The organism is Paraclostridium dentum, assembly GCF_012922555.1.
GTDB lineage: Bacteria > Bacillota > Clostridia > Peptostreptococcales > Peptostreptococcaceae > Paraclostridium > Paraclostridium dentum.
Genome location: NZ_WIPK01000005.1, coordinates 38022 through 63970 on the forward strand (window position 1 = coordinate 38022; position 25949 = coordinate 63970).

Annotated in this window: 32 protein-coding genes; 2 read left to right on the forward strand and 30 right to left on the reverse strand. The window is 29.3% G+C overall.

Annotated features, from left to right (window positions below):
• Positions 1–11 precede the first annotated feature (11 nt).
• The 28 genes from GFJ41_RS09840 to GFJ41_RS09975 all read right to left on the reverse strand — a co-directional run bounded on the left by GFJ41_RS09840 (position 12) and on the right by GFJ41_RS09975 (position 21964).
• Positions 12–821: a TlyA family RNA methyltransferase gene (locus GFJ41_RS09840; RefSeq protein WP_021433814.1), complete on the reverse strand. Its 810-nt coding sequence runs from the start codon at positions 819–821 to the stop codon at positions 12–14.
• 13 nt (positions 822–834) lie between these two features.
• Positions 835–2697, reverse strand: coding sequence for a 1-deoxy-D-xylulose-5-phosphate synthase (gene dxs / locus GFJ41_RS09845; protein WP_170075235.1), 1863 nt, complete (start codon positions 2695–2697; stop codon positions 835–837).
• Between the two features lie 43 nt (positions 2698–2740).
• A complete protein-coding gene (locus GFJ41_RS09850; RefSeq protein ID WP_021429973.1) occupies positions 2741–3178 on the reverse strand; it encodes a divergent PAP2 family protein in 438 nt (145 codons plus the stop codon).
• 9 nt (positions 3179–3187) lie between these two features.
• On the reverse strand, positions 3188–4075 hold the full coding sequence (locus GFJ41_RS09855) for a polyprenyl synthetase family protein (RefSeq protein ID WP_035115372.1): 888 nt from the start codon (positions 4073–4075) through the stop codon (positions 3188–3190).
• Between the two features lie 2 nt (positions 4076–4077).
• On the reverse strand, positions 4078–4293 hold the full coding sequence (xseB, locus tag GFJ41_RS09860) for an exodeoxyribonuclease VII small subunit (RefSeq protein ID WP_021429988.1): 216 nt from the start codon (positions 4291–4293) through the stop codon (positions 4078–4080).
• Between the two features lie 12 nt (positions 4294–4305).
• Positions 4306–5502, reverse strand: a complete 1197-nt coding sequence (xseA, locus tag GFJ41_RS09865; protein ID WP_035115373.1) for an exodeoxyribonuclease VII large subunit — start codon at positions 5500–5502, stop codon at positions 4306–4308.
• A 2-nt stretch (positions 5503–5504) separates the two neighbouring features.
• Positions 5505–6470, reverse strand: a complete 966-nt coding sequence (locus GFJ41_RS09870) for a hypothetical protein (RefSeq protein ID WP_332841138.1) — start codon at positions 6468–6470, stop codon at positions 5505–5507.
• Positions 6451–6957 carry a transcription antitermination factor NusB gene (gene nusB / locus GFJ41_RS09875; RefSeq protein WP_148549787.1) on the reverse strand — a complete coding sequence of 169 codons (507 nt, stop codon included), beginning with the start codon at positions 6955–6957 and terminating at the stop codon, positions 6451–6453. The genes GFJ41_RS09870 and nusB overlap by 20 nt, the downstream gene beginning before the upstream one ends.
• A gap of 233 nt (positions 6958–7190) precedes the next feature.
• Positions 7191–7538 carry an Asp23/Gls24 family envelope stress response protein gene (locus tag GFJ41_RS09880; protein ID WP_021430087.1) on the reverse strand — a complete coding sequence of 116 codons (348 nt, stop codon included), beginning with the start codon at positions 7536–7538 and terminating at the stop codon, positions 7191–7193.
• 156 nt (positions 7539–7694) lie between these two features.
• Positions 7695–8339 carry a SpoIIIAH-like family protein gene (locus GFJ41_RS09885; RefSeq protein WP_170075236.1) on the reverse strand — a complete coding sequence of 215 codons (645 nt, stop codon included), beginning with the start codon at positions 8337–8339 and terminating at the stop codon, positions 7695–7697.
• Between the two features lie 78 nt (positions 8340–8417).
• Positions 8418–8966: a SpoIIIAG-related protein gene (locus tag GFJ41_RS09890; RefSeq protein ID WP_021430047.1), complete on the reverse strand. Its 549-nt coding sequence runs from the start codon at positions 8964–8966 to the stop codon at positions 8418–8420.
• 15 nt (positions 8967–8981) lie between these two features.
• Complete coding sequence (locus GFJ41_RS09895; protein WP_170075237.1) at positions 8982–9551, reverse strand: stage III sporulation protein AF; 570 nt, start codon at positions 9549–9551, stop codon at positions 8982–8984.
• A gap of 12 nt (positions 9552–9563) precedes the next feature.
• On the reverse strand, positions 9564–10736 hold the full coding sequence (gene spoIIIAE, locus GFJ41_RS09900) for a stage III sporulation protein AE (protein WP_021433824.1): 1173 nt from the start codon (positions 10734–10736) through the stop codon (positions 9564–9566).
• 14 nt (positions 10737–10750) lie between these two features.
• Positions 10751–11128, reverse strand: coding sequence for a stage III sporulation protein AD (gene spoIIIAD, locus GFJ41_RS09905; RefSeq protein ID WP_224170712.1), 378 nt, complete (start codon positions 11126–11128; stop codon positions 10751–10753).
• A gap of 21 nt (positions 11129–11149) precedes the next feature.
• Positions 11150–11347 carry a stage III sporulation protein AC gene (spoIIIAC, locus tag GFJ41_RS09910; RefSeq protein WP_021122904.1) on the reverse strand — a complete coding sequence of 66 codons (198 nt, stop codon included), beginning with the start codon at positions 11345–11347 and terminating at the stop codon, positions 11150–11152.
• Positions 11348–11357: 10 nt separating this feature from the next.
• On the reverse strand, positions 11358–11879 hold the full coding sequence (gene spoIIIAB / locus GFJ41_RS09915; RefSeq protein ID WP_025161764.1) for a stage III sporulation protein AB: 522 nt from the start codon (positions 11877–11879) through the stop codon (positions 11358–11360).
• Positions 11869–12837, reverse strand: coding sequence for a stage III sporulation protein AA (spoIIIAA, locus tag GFJ41_RS09920; protein ID WP_170075238.1), 969 nt, complete (start codon positions 12835–12837; stop codon positions 11869–11871). The genes spoIIIAB and spoIIIAA overlap by 11 nt, the downstream gene beginning before the upstream one ends.
• Positions 12838–12942: 105 nt before the next feature.
• Positions 12943–14181, reverse strand: a complete 1239-nt coding sequence (gene fabF / locus GFJ41_RS09925; RefSeq protein WP_021430056.1) for a beta-ketoacyl-ACP synthase II — start codon at positions 14179–14181, stop codon at positions 12943–12945.
• A gap of 13 nt (positions 14182–14194) precedes the next feature.
• Complete coding sequence (gene acpP, locus GFJ41_RS09930; RefSeq protein WP_021429992.1) at positions 14195–14419, reverse strand: acyl carrier protein; 225 nt, start codon at positions 14417–14419, stop codon at positions 14195–14197.
• A gap of 46 nt (positions 14420–14465) precedes the next feature.
• Positions 14466–15215 carry a 3-oxoacyl-[acyl-carrier-protein] reductase gene (gene fabG, locus GFJ41_RS09935; protein WP_021430005.1) on the reverse strand — a complete coding sequence of 250 codons (750 nt, stop codon included), beginning with the start codon at positions 15213–15215 and terminating at the stop codon, positions 14466–14468.
• The gene (gene fabD / locus GFJ41_RS09940) at positions 15215–16165 is read right to left on the reverse strand and encodes an ACP S-malonyltransferase (protein ID WP_170075239.1); all 951 of its coding nucleotides are present in this window, start codon (positions 16163–16165) and stop codon (positions 15215–15217) included. The genes fabG and fabD overlap by 1 nt, the downstream gene beginning before the upstream one ends.
• A 1-nt stretch (position 16166) precedes the next feature.
• Positions 16167–17108: an enoyl-[acyl-carrier-protein] reductase FabK gene (gene fabK, locus GFJ41_RS09945; RefSeq protein ID WP_170075240.1), complete on the reverse strand. Its 942-nt coding sequence runs from the start codon at positions 17106–17108 to the stop codon at positions 16167–16169.
• A gap of 10 nt (positions 17109–17118) precedes the next feature.
• Positions 17119–18105 (reverse strand): beta-ketoacyl-ACP synthase III, encoded by a 987-nt coding sequence (locus GFJ41_RS09950; RefSeq protein ID WP_021430010.1) that lies wholly within the window; start codon positions 18103–18105, stop codon positions 17119–17121.
• A 25-nt stretch (positions 18106–18130) separates the two neighbouring features.
• Positions 18131–19144 carry a phosphate acyltransferase PlsX gene (gene plsX, locus GFJ41_RS09955; protein ID WP_021430046.1) on the reverse strand — a complete coding sequence of 338 codons (1014 nt, stop codon included), beginning with the start codon at positions 19142–19144 and terminating at the stop codon, positions 18131–18133.
• 12 nt (positions 19145–19156) lie between these two features.
• Positions 19157–19714, reverse strand: a complete 558-nt coding sequence (gene fapR / locus GFJ41_RS09960) for a transcription factor FapR (RefSeq protein ID WP_021430034.1) — start codon at positions 19712–19714, stop codon at positions 19157–19159.
• A 191-nt stretch (positions 19715–19905) separates the two neighbouring features.
• Positions 19906–20082 (reverse strand): 50S ribosomal protein L32, encoded by a 177-nt coding sequence (rpmF, locus tag GFJ41_RS09965; RefSeq protein ID WP_021430121.1) that lies wholly within the window; start codon positions 20080–20082, stop codon positions 19906–19908.
• Positions 20083–20095: 13 nt separating this feature from the next.
• Positions 20096–20623, reverse strand: coding sequence for a YceD family protein (locus tag GFJ41_RS09970; protein ID WP_021429977.1), 528 nt, complete (start codon positions 20621–20623; stop codon positions 20096–20098).
• Positions 20624–20767: 144 nt separating this feature from the next.
• Positions 20768–21964, reverse strand: coding sequence for an acetate/propionate family kinase (locus GFJ41_RS09975; protein WP_021430090.1), 1197 nt, complete (start codon positions 21962–21964; stop codon positions 20768–20770).
• A gap of 312 nt (positions 21965–22276) precedes the next feature.
• Between GFJ41_RS09975 and GFJ41_RS09980 the strand changes: the two genes are divergently transcribed.
• A complete protein-coding gene (locus GFJ41_RS09980) occupies positions 22277–23545 on the forward strand; it encodes a nucleotidyltransferase (protein ID WP_170075241.1) in 1269 nt (422 codons plus the stop codon).
• 167 nt (positions 23546–23712) lie between these two features.
• Positions 23713–24903 carry a nucleoside recognition domain-containing protein gene (locus GFJ41_RS09985; RefSeq protein WP_226890249.1) on the forward strand — a complete coding sequence of 397 codons (1191 nt, stop codon included), beginning with the start codon at positions 23713–23715 and terminating at the stop codon, positions 24901–24903.
• 28 nt (positions 24904–24931) lie between these two features.
• Here the strand turns inward: GFJ41_RS09985 and GFJ41_RS09990 are convergent, their stop codons facing one another.
• Together GFJ41_RS09990 and coaD are read right to left on the reverse strand one after the other, a co-directional pair.
• Entirely contained in the window at positions 24932–25450 is a 519-nt protein-coding gene (locus tag GFJ41_RS09990; protein ID WP_170075242.1) for a hypothetical protein, read from the reverse strand.
• A 1-nt stretch (position 25451) separates the two neighbouring features.
• Positions 25452–25949, reverse strand: a complete 498-nt coding sequence (gene coaD, locus GFJ41_RS09995; RefSeq protein ID WP_021433837.1) for a pantetheine-phosphate adenylyltransferase — start codon at positions 25947–25949, stop codon at positions 25452–25454.

The following is a 25949-nucleotide window of genomic DNA, read 5'->3' on the forward strand; positions in this document are numbered from 1 at the left end:
CCCCCTCTTTATTACATTAAATTATGTGAATTGTCTACAACTTTATCTATAGTTATTTTAAACTCTTCTTTATTGTATTCATAACCTTCATTAGAGTTTTTTAAATGAATTAAATATTCAATATTTCCTTCAGGTCCTTTTATAGGAGAGTAATCTAATCCTAATATCGTAAACCCGATTTCTGCTGCAAAATCTGCTACTTTTTCTATAACTTCTATATGTGTAGATTTTTCTCTTACTACACCTTTTTTACCAACTTTTTCTCTTCCAGCTTCAAATTGAGGTTTTATTAATGCTACTACTTGTCCACTTGGATCTAATAATTCTTTTGCTTTTGGTAAAACTAATTTAAGTGATATAAAAGAAACATCTATAGATGCAAATTGTCCAAATTCTTTAGTATCTTCTATAGTTACATGTCTTATGTTTGTTCTCTCCATACATACAACTCTTTCATCTTGTCTAAGTTTCCAAGCAAGTTGTCCATATCCTACATCTATTGAAAATACTTTTTTTGCTCCATTTTGAAGCATACAATCTGTAAATCCACCTGTTGATGCTCCTATATCTAAACAAACTTTGTTCTCTAATGTTATATCAAAGTTTTTCATTGCCTTTTCAAGCTTTAGTCCACCTCTACTAACATATGGTATAGGATTCCCTTTTACTTCTATTTTACTTTCCTCTTTAACCTCTGAGCCAGCCTTATCACATCTTTGATTGTCTACAAATACTAGTCCAGCCATTATAGCTTTTTTAGCTCTTTCTCTACTGTCAAAATATCCTTGTTCTACAAGTAATACGTCTATTCTTTTTTTCATATAAATTACCTTTCTATCTTAATAAACTCTCAATTTGTTGAGCTATACCTGAAGGTGAGATTCCACATTGTTCATATAGTACGTTAACATCCCCGTGAGGAATAAATTCATCTTTAATTCCAATATTAATAATCTCATTATCAAGTTTATTGTCTATAATAAATTTATTTATTCTACTGCCAAATCCACCTGTAAGTACATTGTCTTCTACAGTAACAATATATTTATGATTTTTAGCTAAATCCATTATCAATTTTTCATCTATAGGCTTTAAAAATCTTGCACTAACTAAAGTTGGATTAATACCTGATTTATTTAATATGTCTAATGCTTCAATTGATTGTTTAACCATATTTCCTATTGCTAATATAGCAATGTCTTTACCTTCGCTTAATAGTTCATATGTACCAACTTTTATAGGCTTATACTCACCCTTATCCACAAAGTAACTACTTCCTCTTGGATATCTAATAGCCATAGGTCCTTCTATTTCTAAAGATAAATCCATCATTAGCTCTAGTTCCTTTGTATCTTTAGGAGCCATCACAGTCATGTTAGGTATATTATTTAAATAGCTTAAATCAAATATTCCATGGTGTGTTTCTCCATCATTACCTACAAGTCCCGCTCTATCTATAAGTAAAGTTACATTCTTACTTGTTATAGCAATATCATGTATTATTTGATCATATGCTCTTTGTAAGAAAGATGAGTATACTGCAAAATATGGTTTCATTCCAGCTTTTGCTAGTCCTGAACTAAATGTAACTGCATGCTGTTCTGCAATACCAACGTCATAATATCTGTTTGGATATATTTCAGAAAACTTATTTAAGCCTGTTCCTGATGGCATAGCAGCTGTTATAGCAACAACATTTTCATCCTTAGTTGCAAGGTCTATTAACTTTTCTCCTACTACTGAAGATATACTCTTTGATGAAGATGGCTTTAATCCAGTTTTTATATTAAATTTAGAAACTCCATGGTATTTATGTGGCTCATCTTCTGCAAACTTGTAGCCTTTACCTTTTTTTGTTATCACATGAAGTAATATTGGTCCATTTTGTTGTTTTGCTTTTTCTAATGTTTTTACTATTTCATCTATATCATGTCCATCTATAGGCCCTAAGTATGTTATTCCTAAAGAATCAAAAAAAGCACATTCTTGTAATGTAAAGTTTCCTTTTATGCTATCTTTTACTTTGCTTGCCGTTTTAGATAGTATATTGCCTCCAGGAGTAACATTTAATATTTTTTCAACTTCATCTTTAACCTTATTGACAGTTGAATTTTTTATAATAGCTGATAAATGTTTAGACATTCCTCCAACATTTTCATCTATAGACATTTCATTATCATTTAATATTACTATCATATTCGTATTTATATATCCTATATGGTTAAGAGCCTCTAAAGCCATTCCTCCTGTTATTGATCCATCTCCAATTATAGAAACTACAGAAAAATCTTCGCCTTTTATATCTCTAGCACATGCAATTCCACTTCCTACAGATATAGATGTACTACTATGCCCTGTATCAAATATATCATGTTCACTTTCGCATTCTTTCGGAAATCCACTTAATCCATTAAATTGTCTTAATGTATCAAACTGATCTTTTCTTCCTGTAAGTATCTTGTGAACATAAGCCTGGTGTCCTACATCCCATATAAATTTATCTTTTGGACTATCAAATACCTTATGTAGTGCTAAAGTAAGCTCTACAACACCTAAATTAGATGCTAAATGTCCACCTGTCTTAGAAACTGATCTCACTAAAAATTTTCTTATGTCTTTAGCTAGTAAATCTAGCTCTTTAGTGCTCATTTTTTTTATATCTTTAGGAGAATTTACATTATTTAAATAATTATACATAACTTTCTCACCTTTTATCTAAGTAGTTTTTAGCATTAATACTTTAACTAAATACCAATGCTGTAATAATTCCTAAAATAGCGCCAAAAAAAACTTCTACTGGCGTATGTCCTACTAATTCCTTTAATTTTTTTTGTTCAATATGCTTTTTATGCTGTAAATCATCTACAATTTGATTTAATATTACTGCTTGCTTTCCAACTGCACGTCTTACTCCAGATGCATCATACATTATTATCATAGAAAACACTGCAACTACTGCGAATTCTGTTGAATTAAACCCATACTCCATTCCTACTAATGTAGATAAGGATGTAACAAAAGAACTATGAGAACTTGGCATACCCCCAGAAGTAAATATCCTAGATATTTGAATCTTTTTTTGATCTCCTGTAAAAATCTTAAAAAGTTGTGCCAAGAAACAAGCAAACATACTTATAAGCAACACTTTGTTGCTAAAAATTTCTGAAATAAAGCTCATCGTTCCTCCTTAATACTCTCTATCTACTATATAATCAGCTAAGTTGTTTAAAAACTCACTATCTTTATTTATATAATCAATACTCATTTTAGCTTCTGCTATTAATTTATTAGCAGTTTCTTTTGACTTTTCAAGTCCTATAAGTGATGGATAAGTAGATTTTTCATTATCTATATCGCTTCCTACTTTTTTACCAAGCTTAGCCTCATCTCCAACAATATCTAATATATCATCAACTATTTGGAATGATAATCCTATGTTTTTTGCATATTTAGTTACATTCTCTAACTCTTCTTCACTTGCTCCACCAATTATAGCTCCTGCTCTCATACATCCAATGATTATTGCTGCTGTTTTATTCATATGTATAAAGTCAAGTTTTTCCATATCTATTGATTTACCTTCACTTTCAATATCAACAACTTGTCCACCAATCATACCATATATCCCAGAAGCTTTAGCGATTTCATTTATAGCTTTTAAATATTTTTCTGGCTCACCTTTACTTAAAGACTCTCTAAGCATTATTTCATAAGCATAATTTAAAAGTCCATCTCCAGCTAAAATAGCCATAGCTTCTCCATACACTTTATGATTAGTTTTTCTTCCTCTTCTAAGATCATCATTGTCAAGAGCTGGAAGATCATCATGTATCAAAGAATATGTATGTATCATTTCTATAGCTACAGCAAATGGATATGCATCTTTTTCATTTCCCCCAACTAGTTTACAAGCTTCTAATGTAAGTATTGGTCTTAGTCTTTTTCCTCCAGCTTTTAAACTATAATTCATTGAGTCAAATATATTATTTTGGTATCCTTCAACTTTAGGCATATACTCATTTAATAAATCTTCTATATTTACAACTCTATTTTTTAATTCTTCTTTAAAATTCATAACTACTCCTCCTCTATACTAAAGGGTACCTCTTTCCCATCTTTGCTAAACTTATCTATTTTTAAATTTGCTTCATCTAATAATTTATTACAATGACTATAAAGTCTTATTCCCTCTTCATATAAATTAAGAGAGTCATCTAAACTTGTAGTTCCAGACTCCAATTTATTTAAAATTTCTTCCAGTCTTTGATAAGCTTCTTCATAAGATAAATTCATTTTTATACCTCTTTAATCTTTAATTTTTTCAATTATACAATCAGCTGTACCATCTTTAAATTTAATTGCTATACTATCCTTTTCTTTCAGGATATTTATTGTATTTATAGTAGTTTTATCCTTTTGTACTATACTGTACCCTCTATCTAATGTAGCAAGTGGACTTAAGCTATGCAAAAGAGATCCACTACTATCTAAACTTCCTTTTTTAAGTTTTACTACATCATTAATCTCATTAGTTATTTTATCATATATTATATCTATTTGTATAATTTTATCTCTTATTATATAAGACTTAACAATAGTATTTAGTCTATCATAAACATTATTTAATTTATTTTTATCTAGCTTAGATTGATTTATAAGAGCCTTATCTAATCTGTCTTTAGAGTTTTTTAACTTGTATAATAGATCTTCTAATTTTGGGGTTGCTATTTCTGCAGCTGCAGATGGTGTCGGTGCCCTCATATCAGCCACAAAATCAGCTATTGTAAAGTCTGTCTCATGTCCTACAGCTGAAATTATAGGTATGTTCGAACTAAATATCTCTCTTGCAACGCTCTCTTCATTAAAAGACCATAATTCCTCTATGGATCCCCCACCTCTTCCAAGTATTATTGTATCTACATTATTGGCATTATTAAAAAATTTAATTCCTTCACATATCTGTTCAGAAGAGTTTTTTCCTTGAACTGAAACAGAATAAAGCTTTATATTTACTTTTGGATATCTACGCTTTACAACATTAATTATATCTTTTATAACTGCTCCTGTCTCAGATGTTATTATACCTATATTTTTAGGCATTTTAGGTATAGGCTTTTTATGTATATAGTCAAACAAGCCTTCTTTTCCTAGCTTTTCTTTTAATTTTAGAAATTCTATATACAAATTTCCCAGTCCATCTAATTCCACGTTTTCTATATACAATTGATATGATCCATCTCTTTCGTACACAGATATATATCCTGTTGCTATAACCTTCATTCCATCCTCTAAATTTAGTGAACTATCATAATTATTTTTGAAAATTACACAGTTTATTTTAGATGATTTATCTTTCAGAGTCAGATATACATTTTTGCTGCTATGAACTTTAAAGTTTGAAATTTCACCTTTTACTTTTAAGTTATATAAAACCGCATCATTAGTTAAGATTCTTTTTACGTATGAATTAACTTCACTTACATCTAAAGCTCTTAATTTCATAGCTATTCTCCTATAAATTTATTTAATCCTATAAGTGCACAACCTAATGCATTATCTGTGCTATATTCAGGTTTTGCAAAAAAGCTTATTACTTTATCTTTATATAGTTTTTGACTTAACTCCTTTTTTATATATTTGCTTGATGCAACCCCTCCAGCAAATACAACTTCGCTTATATCATACTCTTTACATAAAAATCTAAGCGCTTTATATAAACTTCTCACTATTGAGTCCATTAGTGCTTTAGATATGTATTTTTCATCAAAATCATTTTTCAGCTTAGTGATTTGATTTTCTATCCCAGATAGGTTCATATACCCATCTTTTACAGATGTCTTTATTCCTACATCTATATTTTGATTACATTCTAAAGCATTTTTATCTATATATTTTCCACATGGAAACTCATCCCCTAATTGAACGCCTAATCTATCTATTAATTGTCCAAAACTTATATCTTTACTTCCACCTATTATTCTAATATTTGATACATCATTATGTTTTTCAACTAATAATATTTCTGTTGTTCCTCCCGACATATGAACAGAAATAAATTTATTACTTCTTAATTTTTTTTCATATAAGCTAGCTTCAATATGATTTTCTTGATGAGTTGTTGAATATAAATTAATATTATTCATACTACTAAATAATTTTGCAAAATTATATCCTACTGTAAATGCAGGCATATACGAATCATTTATCGGCCTTGGTTTTTCAGATGCACATATTGCACATATATTATATCCGTTCATTATATTTTTTAATTCTTCACTTATTTCCCCTAAATTATTTACGTGTTGAAACACCATTTCGCTTTGTCTTAGCCCTTTTGAATCTTTCTTTACTTTTAACATAATTTTTTTATTAAATACTATACTTTTTTCTAAAGATATAGCTGCTATAGAAGTTGTATAGCAGCTAGTATCTAATCCTATTATTATATTTTTATTTTTCTCCGATTTCACTTACAACACTTCCTAATATTCCATTTATAAACTTAGGAGATTTGTCATCACAGTAAAGTTTAGCTAATTCTATAGCTTCATTTATAGAAACTTTAGTAGGCATTTCTGACATGTATAGTATTTCACAAATAGCAAGTCTAAGTATTGCTAAGTCTACTTTAGCCATTCTATTTATAGTCCAGTTTTTAGCATATTTATTTATTAAAGAATCTATGCTTTCTTTATTTGCGTTAAAGCTTTCAACTAGTTCTTTGCTATATTTTAAATCAATAAATTGGCTTAACTCTGTTTCTTCTAATTCAACGTCCGCTTCATCTGAAAATTGTAATTTTAATTCCTCATATCTATTCTTTATGTATTCAAAGTTATCGTTTAAGAAGTTTTCTAATTTATCATTTAAATCAGTTAAATCCTCTTTATTCATGTCTATTTGGTATATAAACTTCATCATATACTCTCTCGTCGTTATCATTTTAGCTTTTCTCATTTGCTTATTCCTCCTTTGAATTTAGTATATACATATTTAATCGTAAAAAATTCGCTCCGCTCATGTCTCCACCGACTTCGTCCGTTGCTCAAAAACTTTTTTTACGTTCAATACGAAATAATTGATATGACTATATTTTATAGTTTATCCACATTTTTTTGTTTAATGTAATTTCTTTAAGCGTAAAAAAACCCTCTGATTTTCAGAGGGAAATATTAATTTATCGTAGATGATTACTTTGCTTCTGCCTTCTCAACTTTTTCCTTTTTAAAGTTGATTCCTTGAACATGTATATTAACTTGAGAAACTTTTAATCCAGTCATTGTTTCAACTGTATTTTTTACATTTTCCTGTACTTTAAAAGCTATATCAGGTATAGATATTCCATAATCAATTATTATCATAACATCTAAGATAACTTCGTCTTCCTCTATTTGTATCTTAACACCATTATTCTTTAGTAATTTATCTGTGAATGTCGATGTAGTTCCTACTCCTTCTACTTCAATAGCTGCTAATCCTGCTATAGTAGCGATGACATCATTTGATATCTTAACTTGTCCAAAGTTATTATTTTCCATCATATATCACATCCCTATATAAACTATTTTATTATATAATAATACCAAATAGAGCTTTAATTTGCAATAAAAAGTTCGATTTGCTTAATCTAGTATTTATGTAATCGACTTATTATTGTACGTAAAAAAGCCCCAGTATAACTGAGGCATTTATACTTATTTAGAATTACTGCTCATAAGTTTTATATTATCATAGTTAACTTTTGACTCATTTGCAACTAAATCGAATATTTTAGCTGCATCTTTTTGTTGTAATTCTTTGTTTACTACTACATTAACAGTTTCTTCACTTATGTACACTAATGAATCTTCAAATCCTTTTGCGCCTAATAAATCTTCTATTTTAATTTCTAATTCTTGATCTTTTACAAGTTGTAATTTCATATTAGATGCTTGCTTTCTAGTTTCTTCTGATGTAGATGGATTATTTATTATTTCATTTAAATCTTCTGTTAGCTCATTTCTTTGTTTCTCTCTATTCATTTTCATATCTACTGCATATGATGCTTTTTTCATATTTTTATCAGAAGTCATTTTCTTTTCTATTTCTTTACTAGTTTCTTTAGCTTTTTCATTAACTACAGTATCTTTGCTATCTACAACTTTAATATCTTTTTTAGAGTCCTTTTTATCATTATTTTTTGATAGTTGCGCATCTTCATACATTTCCATTTCTTTAGATGCTTCTAATACAGATTTTTTGCTTAAATTATAATTTACTGTCCCAACCACCACTAACATAAGTGTTAATGACATTACGACAAACCCTCTACTTTTAAACATACTTTTGTTAAATTTCATTTATACTCCCCCTAATTAATAATTATATTCTTGTAATATTTATATGTACGAGCTTTTTTATTATGAATATTTTTTTACCTATTTAGAATAAATTTCAACTTGGTGTCCTGAAACCTGAAGTGATGTTTGAACTGCTGAGTATAGACTTTGTTTTACAGTTGGATCGCTAGCCCCACTAGAAACTACTATAACCCCTTTTATTTCTGGCTCTGACGTTTTTATAACTACAGGTTTACTTTCTCCTGAAGTTATCATTGTTTTATTTTCACTCGACGTAGTAACTGTTCTCTCTCCACCTTGAGCATCTTTTTCAGTCGTCTCTTCCTTTGTAGCATTTGAGTTAAATGCTGGTTCTATTTGTTCCCCAGATGAAAAAGTAATCATCACATCAACTTCTCCTGCTCCCTCTATCTGAGATAATATATTTTTAAGTTGACTTTCTAAATCATTATCTTTTTTTACTTCTACTTGTGCAGACTTTTGATCTTTATTTTCTTCAAAAGTTTCTTTATCTTTTTTGTCAACTGGATTTTTTGTAAATATAGCTAGTCCCATAATACACACAAACGACAGCGCGGCTAGAGTGTATATCTTTTTCTTATCATCTTCCTTTAAGTTTTTAAACATACCTATTCTCAACCCCTATTTATCAATTTCTATATTTTCAATGGATATATCAAGTATGTCTACTAAGCTCTTTTTAACTTCATCTTTTGATTTTTTATCTTCATTATTTGAGCTTTCTTTAAATACTTGTTTATCTTTTTCACCCTCACTAGATTGTATGTCCTTTTTTTCTTCTTTATTACTATTTTTTTCTTTAACCTTAACTTTACTTACATCAGATCCGTCTAATTCAATATCTTCAAGTTCATAACCATATTCATCTAGTTTTAATTCTAATATGCTTTTTAATCCATCTTCATACCCAGACTTTATGCTTTTTCCCCCTGTGTCTTTAGCTAGACTATTCATGCTATCAACATATTGTTGATTATATTTCGTATATGTTTTTAATAATTTGTCCTCTAAACTTGTTCCATCTGAAAAAAAATTAATGACTGGATTTATAGCAATGAATATAAATATAAAATTTAAAACTAGGTTAATATATGACTTTAATTTTGAAGAAGGAAGAATCATATTAACTATGTTAACTATAAAGGCTGCAATTAAAATACTTATTATCCAAGCTTTAATATTCTCTAACATATATTCCTCCTTTTACTGTGCCACAACACTAATAGAAACTACAATTGCTATAGTAACGAAAAACATTATTGTTATAGCTATGATACATGCTAACATTATTGCCATAAGATTTGAAATCTCATTTAAAAAGTTGGAAATACTATCTTCTCCAACTGGTTCTACTATCATTGCTGATGTTTTATAAACTAATATTATTGAAATGATTTTTATTATAGGAATTAAGCATATTCCGACTAATATTATGAGTCCAACTCCTCCAAATAAGTTCTTTATAAGTTGAGATGAAGATAATATTATATCAAATGAGTCTGATACAAATCCTCCTACAACAGGTATAAAATTTCCTATAGCAAACTTAGTACTTTTAACTGCAAATCCATCTAAGCTCTTAACGTACATCCCCTGCATAGATACTAATGCTAAATATATAGTAAATATAGCTCCAATTGTTATCAGATTTATTTGTTTTATAAAAGATGCCAACTTTTTAAGTTTTATACTATTAGATAAATTATTTATAACAAGTATTGCAAAACCTATTGTAATCGATACAAATAGGAAGTTTTTAAAAACTATATTTATAAATGTTACTCCTCCCATAAATATAGGGGTCATAACAGTAGATGTCATAGGAAATCCCATTACCACTAAAAATGTTATTAATATTGGCATTAGTATCTGCATCAAATTGATCATGCTATCAATGGTGGTGTTACATATATTTAAAACATCTTTAAATCCTACCAATGTTAAAGTTACCATTACTATAAATACAATATAGGTTGTTACTTGGCTTATTGCCCCAGATGAGAATGAATTGTCTAAACTTTTTAAAATAGATGATAAGAGCGCTAAGACAAATATTATTGATGCAACTTTTAAACTTGCTCTCAATTCATCGAATAAGAATAGTTTAAGACCCTCTTTATCAAATAAATCTAGCATTGTTTTCTTGCCAGATATTAAATCTTTCATAAATGTTTTGAGATCTACATCTTCTATAAACTTTTCATCTTTTATTTGGTTTTGAATTTCTTGTAAATTAATTTTATTTAATTGTTCACTTATATATGTATCTACACTTTCTTTTACTTTTTTATCATTTTCTTCTTGTGCAAATGAAACATTTGCAAATGTTAGCCCCATTAGTATACATAAAATTATACTAGTCACAATTTTTTTCATAAGTAATCATTCTCCTATGGAATCAAATTTAAAATCATATCAACAATAGATATTAATATAGGGAATGACATAGTCATAACTATAATTTTTCCTCCGAATTCAAGCTTAGCTGCAATATTTCCTTCCCCACAGTCTTTGCATATCTGAATAGCAAACTCCATTAAGTATGCTATTCCTATAAGTTTGATTATTAAAGATATATACATAGTAGGTATGTTAGCCTTATTTGCTAATTCATTTATACTTTCAATTATAAAATTGAATTTATAGGTTACAGAAAGTAAAATCATAATCCCTGTTAGTATTCCTATAAACATAGCCATTTCTGGTCTATCTTTTTTTATAATTAAGCATAATATAGTAGATATAAGCGCAAGACCTACCAATTTCATTACATCCAAAAGATCTCCCCCTTAATATAACTGAAACATCGTTCTAACTGCATTAAATAGATCATTTATCTCAGTTATTACCATCGTAAGAACAATTATTACACCTGCAAGAGTTGTTAAGGTAGTCCAATCTTTTCTATCAGTCTTCTCAAGAACCATATTTAAAACAGATATCAATAACCCAATCCCTGCAACTTTAAAAATCAAAGTTATATCCATATTAACCCTCCTATATTAAAAGTATCCCTATAACTAACCCAATTATAGTAGATAGTTTTCTGTATACTATACCTTTTTTCTCTACATCTTCTTTACTTTCTGTTGTGAGTTTTTTTAAATTTTCAATAGATAAATCAATCATCCTCTCTTGAGAATAAACATCTCCTTTTCCAAGAGTAAGTATTAATTTTTTTAATTCATCTACCTCCTTATCTTGAAAATAACTTTCTTTAATCATAAAGTCAGCATTCTTTGATAATATCGTTTCTAATGTTTTGCTATTATCTGCTTTTAGATCTATACTCATATGTTTAAAAAAAGGTCCAAGTGAAAATTCTTTATTTTCTCCTATCCTATAAAATATTTCTTCCAATGTGTACAATCCAAATGATAAGTCCATTCGCATTACCTCTAATATCCTTATGAGCTCATTTAACTGTTTATGCCTTTTTGTATAAGCTTTGTATAAATACTCTCCAATCAGATAGCTACATGCTACTAAAATACTTATTAGAGCTATTTTAATTTGCAAAATACCACCTCTTTTCTTCTAAGTCATATATTTTTTCAATTGTCCCTGGTCCATTTTTAGCCGAAAGTATTATTACTTTTTTGAATAATTCTTTATCGAGTAATTTGCTTAATTCCTTTCTTTCCCTTATATCTTCTATGGAATTCCCATGTACTGTCGTTATTAAGCTAACTCCCCCATTTAAAGCTGTGTACAAAGCTTTTATTTCCTTTTCACTACCTATTTCATCCGTTACTATTAAGTTAGGTGACATAGCCCTAAGTAACATCATTATGCCTATATCTTTTGGGCATGTTTCTATTATGTCTGTTCTTATTCCAACATCCATCTGAGCTACTCCTAAATATGATCCTGAAATCTCATTCCTTTCATCTATAAGAGCTACTTTAATTCCATTAAACCCTTTTTCTTTATTCCCATTACTTAAATTTCTAACTATATCTCTAAGTAATGTTGTTTTACCACATTGTGGCGGTGAAATTATTAAAGTATTATTTACTTCGTTAGAACTCTTAATTATGTGATTTAATACTTTTTCAGAGCAATCTAATACCTCTCTAGAAATCCTTATATTTAAAGACGATATGTGCTTTATATTTTTAACTTGTCCCTCTTCAATTATTACCTTTCCAACTATTCCAACTCTATGCCCACCTTTTAATGTTATAAACCCTTTTTTTATGTCATCTATAAATGAATGAATTGAATATTTGCACATAAGTTGAAATGTCTGTTCTATATCTTCTTTTTTTACAACATACGAATTTGAATTTTTTGTATCTAGCTTGTTCATAGAGTTATTATAAAAATAGTCTCTATTATTAGAATTTATTATTAATGGTTTCTCTACTCTAAGTCTTATTTCTTCTATATTTAGATCTTCATATTGTACATTTATTATTTTTTCTCTTAGCTTAAGCGATAGAGAATTTAAAATTTCATCTGAAAGTTTATTCATATCCCTTGTCCTCCTTTGTTTATATAATTATATTTTCAATATTAAATATTTATGACAAAAAACAAAAAAGAGTTACCTATTTTAGGTAACTCTTTTAATAATTACTTATTCATATTTTTTAAATGCTAAAGTTGCATTGTGCCCGCCAAATCCTAAAGAATTTGACAGTGCATATCTAACATCTCTTTTCTTGCCTTCGTTTACAACATAATCTAAATCTAACTCTTCATCTAAGTTTTCTACATTTATAGTAGGAGGAACATATCCATCACTTATAGCCATAGCACATACGATAGCTTCAACCGCTCCTGCAGCTCCTAATAAATGGCCTGTCATAGACTTTGTAGATGATACGCAAAGTTCATATGCTTGGTCTTTAAAAACACTTTTAATTGCCATTGTTTCAAACTTATCATTATAGTAAGTAGATGTTCCATGAGCATTTATATAATCAACTTCATCAAGAGGAATATTTCCATCTTTCATTGCCATGCTTATAGATCTAGCTGCTCCTTCTCCATTTTCTGCTGGAGTTGTCATATGATATGCATCTGCTGTTGCTCCATATCCAACTATTTCAGCATAAATCTTAGCACCTCTTTTTATAGCATGATCTAAATCTTCTAGTATTAATATACCTGCTCCTTCTCCCATTACAAATCCATCTCTATCTTTATCAAATGGTCTTGAAGCAGTTTTTGGATCATCATTTCTAGTAGACATAGCCTTCATATTACAGAAACCGGCAAATGAAAGTGGTGTAACACCAGCTTCACTTCCTCCTGCTACCATTATGTCTGCATCGCCTCTTTGTATAGCTTTAAATGCATCTCCTATAGCATGAGACCCTGATGCACAAGCAGTAGATACATTAGTGTTTGGTCCTTTTGCACCTAATGCAATAGATACTTGGCCTGCTGCCATGTTAGAAATCATCATAGGAACGAAAAATGGACTAACTCTTCTATTTCCTTTTTCTAGTAAAATTTTGTGTTGCTCTTCTATTGTAGCAACGCCTCCTATACCAGAACCTATTATAACTCCCATTTTTTCGCTATCTACTTTGTCTAAGTCAAGATTTGCATCTTTTACTGCCATTTGCGAAGATGCTATGGCAAAATGAGTAAATCTATCCATTCTTTTCAATTCTTTTTTATTTATATAATCTTCTGGATTAAAATCTTTTACTTCTCCAGCTATTTGTGTTTGAAATGAGGATGCGTCAAAGCTAGTTATTTTATCTATACCACAAACTCCATCTTTTATGTTGGTCCAAAATGTTTCTTTTCCTGTTCCAACTGGAGTAACACAACCTAATCCAGTTATAACAACTCTTCTTTTCATAACATTTCCTCCACTATTTGTTTGCTTCTATATATTTAACTATATCTCCTATGCATACGAACTTTTCTGCTTCTGTATCTGGTATTTCTATTGAAAATTCATCTTCAAGAGCCATCATTATTTCAACAGCGTCTAATGAATCTGCTTCTAAATCTTTCATTAATGAAGTCTCCATAGTTACTTCTTTATTGTCTATTCCTAATTGATCCTTTATTATTTCTACAACTTTTTCAAACATAATTTAATTCCTCCTAAATTTTATTTAAACTTATATTTTTACTTTTTTATTGCATTACCATTCCACCATCTACATTTATAACCTGACCTGTTATATAACTTGCCATATCACTTGCTAAAAACAATACTGCATTAGCCACATCATCAGGCTCTCCAAATCTATTTTGCGGAATGTTTTTTAACATATTAGATTTTAAATCTTCATTTAAAACACTAGTCATATCTGTATCTATAAATCCTGGAGCTATAGCATTTACACTTATGTTTCTTGATGCCAATTCTCTAGCACTTGATTTTGTAAGCCCTATTACACCTGCTTTAGATGCACAGTAGTTTGCTTGCCCTGGATTTCCTATTATTCCAACTACAGATGATATGTTTATTATTTTTCCATATCTTTTTTTCATCATATATTTAGTAGCTGCTTTTGTGCAGTTGAAAACACCTTTTAGATTTATATCGATAACCTTGTCAAAGTCATCTTCTTTCATTCTCATTAAAAGTCCATCTTTTGTTATACCAGCATTGTTTACTAATATATCTACTTTTCCAAACTCTTTAACTACAGACTCTATCATATTGTCAACTTCGCTACTTTTAGATACATCGCATTTTACTATCATACTTTTAACACCATATGATTCTATTTCTTCTTTAGTTTTTAAAGCATGTTCTTCATTTGATGTATAGTTTATTACAACATTTGCTTTTTGTGATGCTAGTTTTTTAGCTATAGCTTTACCTATACCCCTAGATCCTCCAGTTACAATTGCTACTTTATCTTGTAAGTTAACCATTATATTTCACCTCTTTTATAAGCTTCAACAAAGTCATTCATAGATTCCATATTATCAATGTTATAAACTTTAGTATCAACTTTATTCTTTTTGGAAATTTTATTTATAAATCCTTTTAGCACTTTTCCTGGTCCGATTTCAATAAATGTATCAAACCCTTCATTTATTAGCTTTTCTATTGAATCTTCCCATAAAACAGATGAGCTCACTTGACTAACCAAAAGATCTTTATAGTTGTCTGTATAATAATCTGCATTTACATTTGAAACTACAGATACCTTACATTTTCTTAGTTTAATATCATCTAATTCTTTTTTTAGCTTTAATCCAGCTGGTTCTAGCATAGATGAATGAAAAGGTGCACTTACATTTAATACAACAGCTTTTTTTGCTCCGTTTTCTTTAAATAAACTTATACTATCTTTTACCGTACCTGTCTCCCCTGATATTACAATTTGACCTGGAGAGTTATAGTTTGCAACCTCTATTATTCCATTATCAACTTGTTCTATAACCTCATTTACTTTTTCTCTATCTAACCCTAGTATAGCTGCCATAGTTCCCTTGCCTAAAGGTACACTTTCTTGCATATACTTGCCTCTTTTTTTAACTACCGCTACAGCATCGTTAAAATCCATTGCATCTGCTGCTACTAAAGCACTATATTCTCCTAGTGATAGCCCTAAGCATGCATCATATTTTAAATCTATCTTATCTTTTAAACTTTCAAATAGCGCTATACTATGAGTAACTATAGCTGGTTGAGTATTTTCTGTTTTAGCTAGTTCTTCATCACTACCTTCAAACATTATTTTTTTTAAATTTATTCCAACTGATCTTTCTGCTTCATCAATAATTTTTTTAGCTATGTCATCATTGTTATATATATCATTTGCCATACCTACATATTGAGCTCCTTGACCAGGAAATACTAATGCAACCTTACCCATACTATACCTCCAATTTTTTATTTATTTTAGATAATATAGATTTTGATTCTTCCATTATATCTTCTATTATTTGTTTGCAGGGCTTCACATCATTTATATAAGATGCTATTTGACCTGCCATAAATGATCCATTATCTACATCTCCATTTACAACTGCCATTCTTAATGACCCTACACCTTTTTGATCTATATCTAAAGGATTAACTCCTTCTTTTTCCATATTTAATATTTCTTTAGCCAATTTATTTTTTAGTGTTCTAACCGGATGTCCAGTACTTCTTCCTGTAACTATTGCATCTCTATCTCTAGATTTTAAAATAAGATTTTTATAGTTTTCATGAGCTATGCATTCATCACTACAAATAAATCTTGTTCCTATTTGTACACCACTAGCCCCTAGGCATAGTGCTGCTGCCAATCCTTTACCATCAGCAATTCCTCCTGCTGCAATTACAGGAATATTTACATTATCTACAACTTGAGGAGTTAGAACCATTGTTGTTAGCTCGCCTATATGTCCTCCTGCTTCTGTTCCTTCAACTATTACTGCATCTGCACCATGCTTTTCCATTCTTTTTGCTAGTGCAATAGTTGGAACTACGGGTATAATCTTTGTATTTACTTCTTTTAATCGCTCTATATATTTTGCTGGATTTCCAGCTCCTGTAGTTATTACTTCTACTCTTTCTTCTACTATTAAATCCATTATCTCTTCTACAAATGGAGATAATAGCATAACATTAACTCCAAACGGTTTATCTGTTAATTCTCTGCACTTTTTTATTTGCTCTTTTATTACTTCTTTTGGTGCATTTCCTGCTGCAATTATTCCTAATCCTCCAGCATTTGATACTCCTGCTGCTAATTCAGCAGTTGCTACCCAAGCCATCCCACCTTGGATTATAGGGTATTTTATATTTAATAATTCACATAAATCCTTCATAATTTCCTCCTTATATACTCCATCTAACTAAAGAAGCTCCCCATGTCAATCCGCCTCCGAATCCTACTAGAACTACATTATCGCCTTTTTTAATTTTTCCTTCTCTATAGGCTTCATCTAACGCTACTGGAATTGATGCTGCTGACATGTTTCCATATCTATTTAAGTTCACATATACTTTATCCATACTTAAGTTTAATCTTTTTGCTGAAGCTTCTATTATTCTTATATTAGCTTGGTGTGGTATAAGGTAATCTACATCTTGTATACTCAAGTTAGCACTTTCTATACATTTAACAGATGCATCTTGCATTATTCTAACAGCAAATTTAAATACATCACTTCCTGCCATTTGTATGTAATGCAATCTATCTTTAACAGTTTCTTCACTAGCTGGCAACTTAGAACCTCCAGCTGGTACTTTAAGATAATCTTTACCATTTCCATCAGAGCCTAAATTTGTAGATAATACTCCGCCTTCTTCAACTGGTCCCATAACTACCGCTCCAGCTCCATCTCCAAATAATATTGCTGTAGATCTATCTTCATAATCTAATATTGTTGATAAAGCTTCTGCTCCTATTACTAATACATGTTTATATGTTTTAGTTTCTATAAATTGTTTTGCTATTGTTATACCATATATAAATCCTGAGCATGCCGCTTCAAGGTCAAAACCTGCTGCTTTAGTTGCATTTATGTTTGCTTGAACTAAGCATGCTGTAGATGGAAATACCATGTCTGGTGTAATTGTAGCTACTATAATTAAATCTATATCTTCTGGAGTCAAGTTTGCATTTTCTATTGCTTTTATAGCTGCTTTAGTTGCAAGATCTGATGTTGCTTCATTTTCATCTACTAATCGTCTTTCATTTATTCCTGTTCTTGTTCTTATCCATTCATCTGATGTATCCATTATCTTTTCAAGATCGAAGTTAGTCATTACCTTTTTAGGAACATAACTTCCAACCCCTAATATACCAGCCTTTGTATTCATAAATTAACCTCCAAGTGGTACTTTTCTATTCTTCTTCGCTATTTTCTTCTATAGTCTTTATAAATTCTTTAATATCTTCGACTACATCTCCCTTTGCAAATTTTATTGCTTGGTTTATAGCATTTTTTACAGCTTTTGCATCAGAACTTCCATGAGCTTTTATAACTCCTCCATTAACACCTAAAAGAGGCGCTCCTCCATATTCTGAGTAATCCATCATAGTTTTTAATTTTCTTAAATCATCTTTTAACAGCATTGCTCCTAATTTACCTTTTGTACTAGCCAGGAAAGTTTCCTTTAAAAGGCCTAATATTGACATCGCAATACCTTCTGCTGATTTTAATAAAATATTTCCTGTAAATCCATCACACACAACTATATCTGTATATGAGTTTATTAATTCTCTTGCTTCTATATTTCCAATGAAGTTTAAATTTAATTTTTTAAGTTCTTCATATGATTTCTTTGCTAAGTCATTTCCCTTGCCCTCTTCTATTCCTACATTCGCAAGAGCAACTCTAGGGTTTTCAATTCCTAATACTTTGTTTGCATAAATATTACTCATACCTGCAAATTCAACTAAGTTTATTGGCTTACAATCTGCATTAGCTCCTCCATCTGCAATAAGTGTCATTCCACCTTTTACATTTGGTATAGCTGGGCATAAACAAGGTCTGTCTATTCCTTTTATTCTACCTACCACAAATAAACCACCTGCTAATAATGCTCCTGTATTTCCTGCTGATACTATTGCATCTGCTTTGTTTTCTTTTACCATTCTTAAAGCTACAACCATTGACGAATCTTTTTTAGATCTTATTGCTTTAACGGGTTTATCTTCATTCTCTATAATTTCAGTAGTATGAACTATTTCTAATTTACTTTTGTCAAATTCATGCTTTGCAAATTCATTTTCTAATATTTCTTTATCTCCAGTGATTATTATATCTACACCATATTCTTTTATAGCGTTAACTACACCTTCTACATTAGACTTTGGTGCATTATCTCCGCCCATTCCATCAATTACAATTTTCATATTATTCTCCTCCTAAACTAACTCTTCAAATATAAATTTTCCTCTGAAAATTTGCTCTTGCGCTTTATTGTTAACAACAACTTTTACATAATGTTTTTTATCTATGTTTTTATAAATCTCAGCTTTCGCTATTAGCCTATCTTTTTGTTGTATATGTTTTAGCGTTTTTATATTAGCAAATCTCATTATTACCTTAGGCGCATCTAAAATCGCCATAGCTAATGAATTAGCCATTGAAAATATATATTCATCCTTAAGAGTTCCAGTTTTGGAGTAGATCATGTCTTCGGTAATATCCAACATGGATATGCCTAATTGACCTACAGATAAGTCAATTATCTCTCCTGTTATCTCTTTTATACCTAAAGTTTTAACTTTAGATGTTTCAGTTTCAGCTATTTGCTTAACTCTCTCCCTAAGTTCTGGGATATTTAATGCAAGTCTATCAAGTCTTATGGTTTGTATACTTACATCAAAGATGCTTGCTAATTCTTCATCTGTATAAAAAGGATCGTCTTTTAGCATTCCAACAAGTTCTTCTTGTCTTTGTGCTTTGCTCTTCTTTTTCATATTACCTCCAAGTTTTTATAGTTGGAATTAGTACCAACTACTAATAGTAGTATATAATATTAATTATAAATAATCAACTACTTATTTATTTTTTATTTATAATTTTTGCGTACACTTAAATATTATCACAATTTTTTTCATATTTAAGCAAAAAAAAACATGTAGAGTATTCTACATGTTTTTTAGAAGTATTACTTAGAAACAACTTCTTTACCTTTATAATATCCACAATCTGGACATACTCTATGTGGTAACTTTGGCTCATGACATTGTGGGCAACTTACGAATCCAGTTGCTACCATCTTTGAGTTAGCTGCTCTTCTCATTTTTGTATTTGATTTAGATGTTTTACGCTTTGGTACTGCCATTTACGCCACCTCCTTAGTCATTTTTAAACATTTCTTTTAATTTAGCAAAACGGGGATCTATTATCTCCTCGTCGTTCGCAGTTTCATCACAAGAACAAACTTTTTTATTTAAGTTTGTCCCACAAGTAGGGCATAGGCCTTTACAATCTTCATCACAAAGAACTCTTTGAGGCAGATTAAAATCTAATGTTTGTTCTATTAAATCTATGAAATCAACTTCATCGTTTTTATAAGTATAAACATCAAACTCTTCTACTTCATTTTCATCCACTTCTTGTTTAACTAAAAATCCTTGAATAGGATAACTTAATTTTACTTCTACTTCACTTAAACATCTAGCGCAATTATCAACTATATTAAATTCAACATTGCAATCTAAAAATAAACCCTTATTAGTTTTACTTATTGTTCCGTTTAAATTAAGTGGAGAAGTTAATTTATAAGTATTATCACAATAATTAATACTATCAATTTTTTCGCAAAAATTCAAGTGTAAATTATCAGTTTCTTTTCTTATAATCTTATCTAAACTAATCTTCATTAAGTTCACCTCAATTTATTGCCAAATTTATTATACAAATATAAGCTTTGTTTGTCAAGTATTTTTACTTGATAGTTAATTTATTTCTTGGCAAAAATTAAGGTAGGTTTTAACCTACCTTAATTATATTATATCCAATTGCAATTATTTTACTAATGCAACAGTATCTCTTGCTATCATTAACTCTTCGTTAGTTGGAACTAATAATATCTTAACTTTTGAATCTGCAGTAGATATTACTGTTTCTTTTCCTCTAACTTTGTTAGCTTCTTTATCTAAGTTCATTCCTAAGAATTCCATGTTAGAAGCTATAGATTCTCTTATCTCTATACCATTTTCACCAACACCAGCAGTAAATACTACAGCATCTACACCGTTCATCTCTGCAACGTAAGCTCCTATGTATTTTTGAACTCTTTGAACATAAGCATCTAATGCAACTTGAGCTTTTTCATCTCCCTTTGCAGCAGCTCCTTCTATATCTCTGAAGTCACTTGATATACCAGTCATTCCGTATACCCCAGATTGTTTGTTCATTAAGTCAGATAATCCTTTAGCGTCTAATCCTTCTTTTTCCATTAAGAATGGTAATATAGCAGCATCTATATCTCCACATCTAGTTCCCATTATTAATCCTTCTAATGGAGTGAATCCCATTGAAGTATCTACACATTTACCACCATCAACAGCAGCTACAGAAGCTCCGTTTCCTAAGTGACAAGTTATTATTTTTAAGTCTTCTACGTTCTTTCCTAACATTTCTGCAGCTCTTTGAGATACATACTTGTGAGAAGTTCCGTGGAATCCGTATCTTCTTACTCCATACTTAGTGTATAATTCATGAGGTAATCCATATAAGTATGACTTCTTAGGCATAGTTTGATGGAATGCAGTATCGAATACTCCAACCATTGGTACTCCTGGAAGTATAGCTTCACAAGCTTCTATTCCCATTATGTTAGCTGGATTATGAAGTGGTGCTAATTCAACACACTCTTCTAATGCTTTCATAACTTCATCATTTATCTTAACTGAACTAGCAAATTTCTCTCCACCGTGTACAACTCTGTGTCCTACAGCTTCAACTTCGCTTATATCCTTAACTCCACCGAATTTAGGATCAACTACACCTTCTAATACTAATTTTATAGCATCTTGGTGATTTTTCATTGGTTGCTCTACTACAAGCTTACCTTCTACTCCATCTTTTTCTTGCTTTAATATAGAACCTTCGATTCCTATTCTCTCAACTAATCCTATACATAAAACTTCTTCATTTGACATATCTATTAATTGATATTTTAATGAAGAACTACCACAGTTTAATACTAATACTTTCATTAGTATACCTCCTTAAATCTTTAACAATAATATGTAATTATTTTTAATTAACAATTTTAAAAATCGATATCATTACTTGTATACATTAAACAAATTTATCACTATTTACTATACCATTTTTTTTCATAAAAGTACATAGTTTATGATATTTTTTAAGTTATTTATATTTAACTCAAGAATTATTGTTCTCAATTTTGTTTAATATTATAATAGGATATAACTTATTTTTATAAAAAGCAAACAATAAATAATTCTATATATAAACAATAAATCCTTTGTTTTTGTATATATTTAATATAAAAGGAGGTTTTTATGAACATTTTAGGTCTTATAGTCGAGTATAATCCATTTCATAATGGTCACTTATATCATTTAAAACAATCTTTAGAAAAAACAAATGCTACTCATAGTATAGCTGTGATGAGCGGTAATTTTTTACAAAGAGGAGAACCTGCTCTATTTGATAAATATAAAAGAGCTGAAATTGCAGTTTCAAACGGAGTAGATTTAGTCGTAGAGCTTCCTACTCTTTTCGCGTGCCAAAGTGCAGAATTCTTTGCTCATGGTGCTATAACTCTACTAAACTCATTAAATTGTATAGATTCTATATGTTTTGGTAGCGAAGAAGGTAATATAGATTTACTAACTGAGATATCAAAAGTATTAGTTTCTGAACCTGAGGATTTTAAATTACTTTTAAAGAAAAACCTAGATGAAGGAATTTTATTTGCTACAGCTAGAAGCAAAGCTTTGTGTGATTATTTGATTACAAATAATGTTATAAATAATATAGATAAACAAAATTTAAATACAATATTAAATTCTTCTAATAATATCCTAGGAATGGAATACATAAAAAGTTTATTGAGACATGAAAGCAACATAAAGCCTTTTACAATAACTAGAGTACAAGCATCTTATAATTCTGAAGATATTAGTAGTGAAATTTGTTCTGCTACTGCAATTAGAAAATCACTTAAAGATTCAAAAAACATAAATGAAATATGCTCAGTTGTTCCCGAAAAAACTTTCAATCTAATATCTGATTCTATGAATACAGGATTTAATCCTATGTTTGATGAAGTTTATTTTGATACTATAAGAGAATTAGTTATACGAGATTTCGATATATTAAGCAGCTATTTCGATGTTAATGAAGGTATAGAAAATAAAATATATAAATCAATTTTCACATGTAATAACTTATACGAACTTCAACAAAGCGTTAAATCAAAAAGATACACATTAACTAAAATAAAAAGAATATTGAATAATATATTACTTGGAATATCAAAGAAAGATATGGCGTTAGTAAAAGATATAAACGAAATGCCTTATGTTAGGATTTTAGCCTTTAACGATAAAGGTAGAGAGATAATAAAACAAATAAAATTAAACTCTGATATAAAAATTATAAATAAATTTTCAGATATAAATTTTGCTGAAAATGAAACTTTCAAAACACTAATAAAATATGATATAAAAGCTACAAATATGTATAATATCCCTTATTATAAAAATAATAAATCTTTACTTAAAGGCCCTATGGATTATTATATATCACCTAAATACATAAAGTAACTGATAAAAACCTGCCTTTCTTAGGTAGGTTTTTATCAGTTTCAAAGTTAATTTTTTACTATATGAAATGCTCCAAACGTTTGACTCCTCAAAGCCAATGAATTTTATCATAGTTCATAATTACTTTTAATATACTTATTAAAGAGTATAGCAAAGTAGGTGATATTTTGAAGAAAATAAAATTTTTAAAGTTTTTAACTCCATCTTTAATCGTTATGCTACTTATAATAGGTATAATTTTATTTCCTAAGGATTCTATTTTGGCAGCTAAAAATGGATTTTCAATATGGGTAGATACCTTGATACCATCCTTATTACCATTTATAATAGCTGCTAATTTAATAGTTAGACTTAAATTTGTAGATGTTTTGGGATTAATAATCAATCCAGTTACAAAAAAACTTTTTAATGTGTCTGGTAAAAGTTCTTTAGTTTTCGCTATATCTACAGTATCAGGATATCCAGTTGGAGCAAAGCTTGCTTCTGAACTTAGACAAAACAACGAAATTTCTAAATTTGAAGCTCAAAGGCTAGTTTCTTTTTGTTCTACATCTGGTCCACTTTTTATAGTCGGTGCAGTTTCCATTGGAATGTTTAATAACCCTTCATTAGGCTATTTAATGTTACTTTGTCATTACTTAGGATCTTTAACTGTTGGAATATTATTTAAAAATTATGGCAAAGAAAGTGTAAGTAATGATAACTTCAATTTTAAATTTGAAGTAAAAAAAATTATGGAATTTAGAAAAAAAGAAAATAAAGGATTTTTTGTTTTATTTGGAGATGCTGTTTTTAGTGGGGTAAATACAATACTTATGGTTGGCGGATTCGTCATAGTATTTTCAGTTGTATTTAAAGTTTTATCTATATTTAAGTTTATAAATTTGATTTCTTACATAATTTACATTCCATTATCTATATTTGGATTTTCTCTTGATTTATGTTCTTCTTTTATAAGTGGTTTATTTGAAATAACAATTGGATGTAATCAAATATCTAGCGTATCTAATATACCTGAAATAATACGAGCTTCATTATGTAGCTTTATAATAGCATTTAGTGGTCTTTCTATATTAGCTCAATGTTGTAGTTTTTTAGCTCAAACAGATATAAATACAGGTACATATATAATTTCTAAATTTTTACACGGAGTATTCGCAGCCGTTTTCACTTTTGCATTTTATCCATTAATAAATTCTAGTAATTTATTTATAAAACGATCTACTACATCTAATGTGTTTTATAATAGCTCAATTTGGAGCTTATACATAAATAACTATCATATAATTTTACCTTTACTAGTAATAATTTATTTTATTTCTTCTTTTATGATTTTTAAAAAAATAAAAAATAGCTGACTCAATCGCATTTTGAGTCAGCTATTTTTTATTCACTTAGTTCACTTCTATTTGTTGATATTTCATCCATTATACTTTGAAGATTGTATTGTAATCCCTCTAAAACATCATCTGCATATCTTATAGACCCTATTTTAATCTCTTTTGCTGTATATTCTGCTTTTTCCACTATAGATTTAGCTTTTTCTTCGGCTTCAACTACTAAACCATCTGAATCTATGTATGATTTTATTATTTCTTCGGAATTTTTTTTCATATCTTCACTTTCTTTATTTGCTTTTTCAATTATTTGGATAGCTTCTTTTTTTGCTTGTTCTATCAAAATTTCTGCATCTTGATTCGCATTATTAAGTATTTTTTGTCTTTCTTTGTTTATCCATACAGCTTGTTTAACTTCTTCTGGAAGTATAACTTTTATGTCTGATATAATACTTAAAACTTCTTCTTTGTCTATTCCTGATTTATGCGAAAAGGGAATTGAACTTGCATTATTTATAACACTTTCTAACTCCTCTAATAGTTCCATTATTTCTAAATCTATATTCATGTTATTTCCCCCTATTAGTTTTTCTTTTTAATTCTTCTAAAATCACCTTAGGCACTAAATTCTCTATATTTGCATCAAAATTTAACACTTCTTTTATAAGAGATGAACTTATGTATGAATACTTAGTAGTCGTAGGTAATATTACAGTCTCTATATTTGGATTTAATTCTTTATTCATATGAGCCATTTGAAGTTCATACTCTACATCCGCTCCATTTCTTATACCTCTTACTAGAGTCTGGATACCATTTTTTTCACAATAGTTGACTAAAAGCCCATCAAAACTAACTATTTTTATATTAGAAATATGGTTTGTGCATTCTTTTATTAACTTAACTCTTTCTTCAAATGTAAATAGTCCCTTTTTATTCGGATTATAAAGTACCCCTATTTGTAGTTCATCGAATAATTTAGAAGCTCTTTCTATTATGTCTAAGTGCCCATTTGTTATAGGGTCAAAGCTTCCTGCAAATATAGCTTTTCTAACTGTATTTTCCAT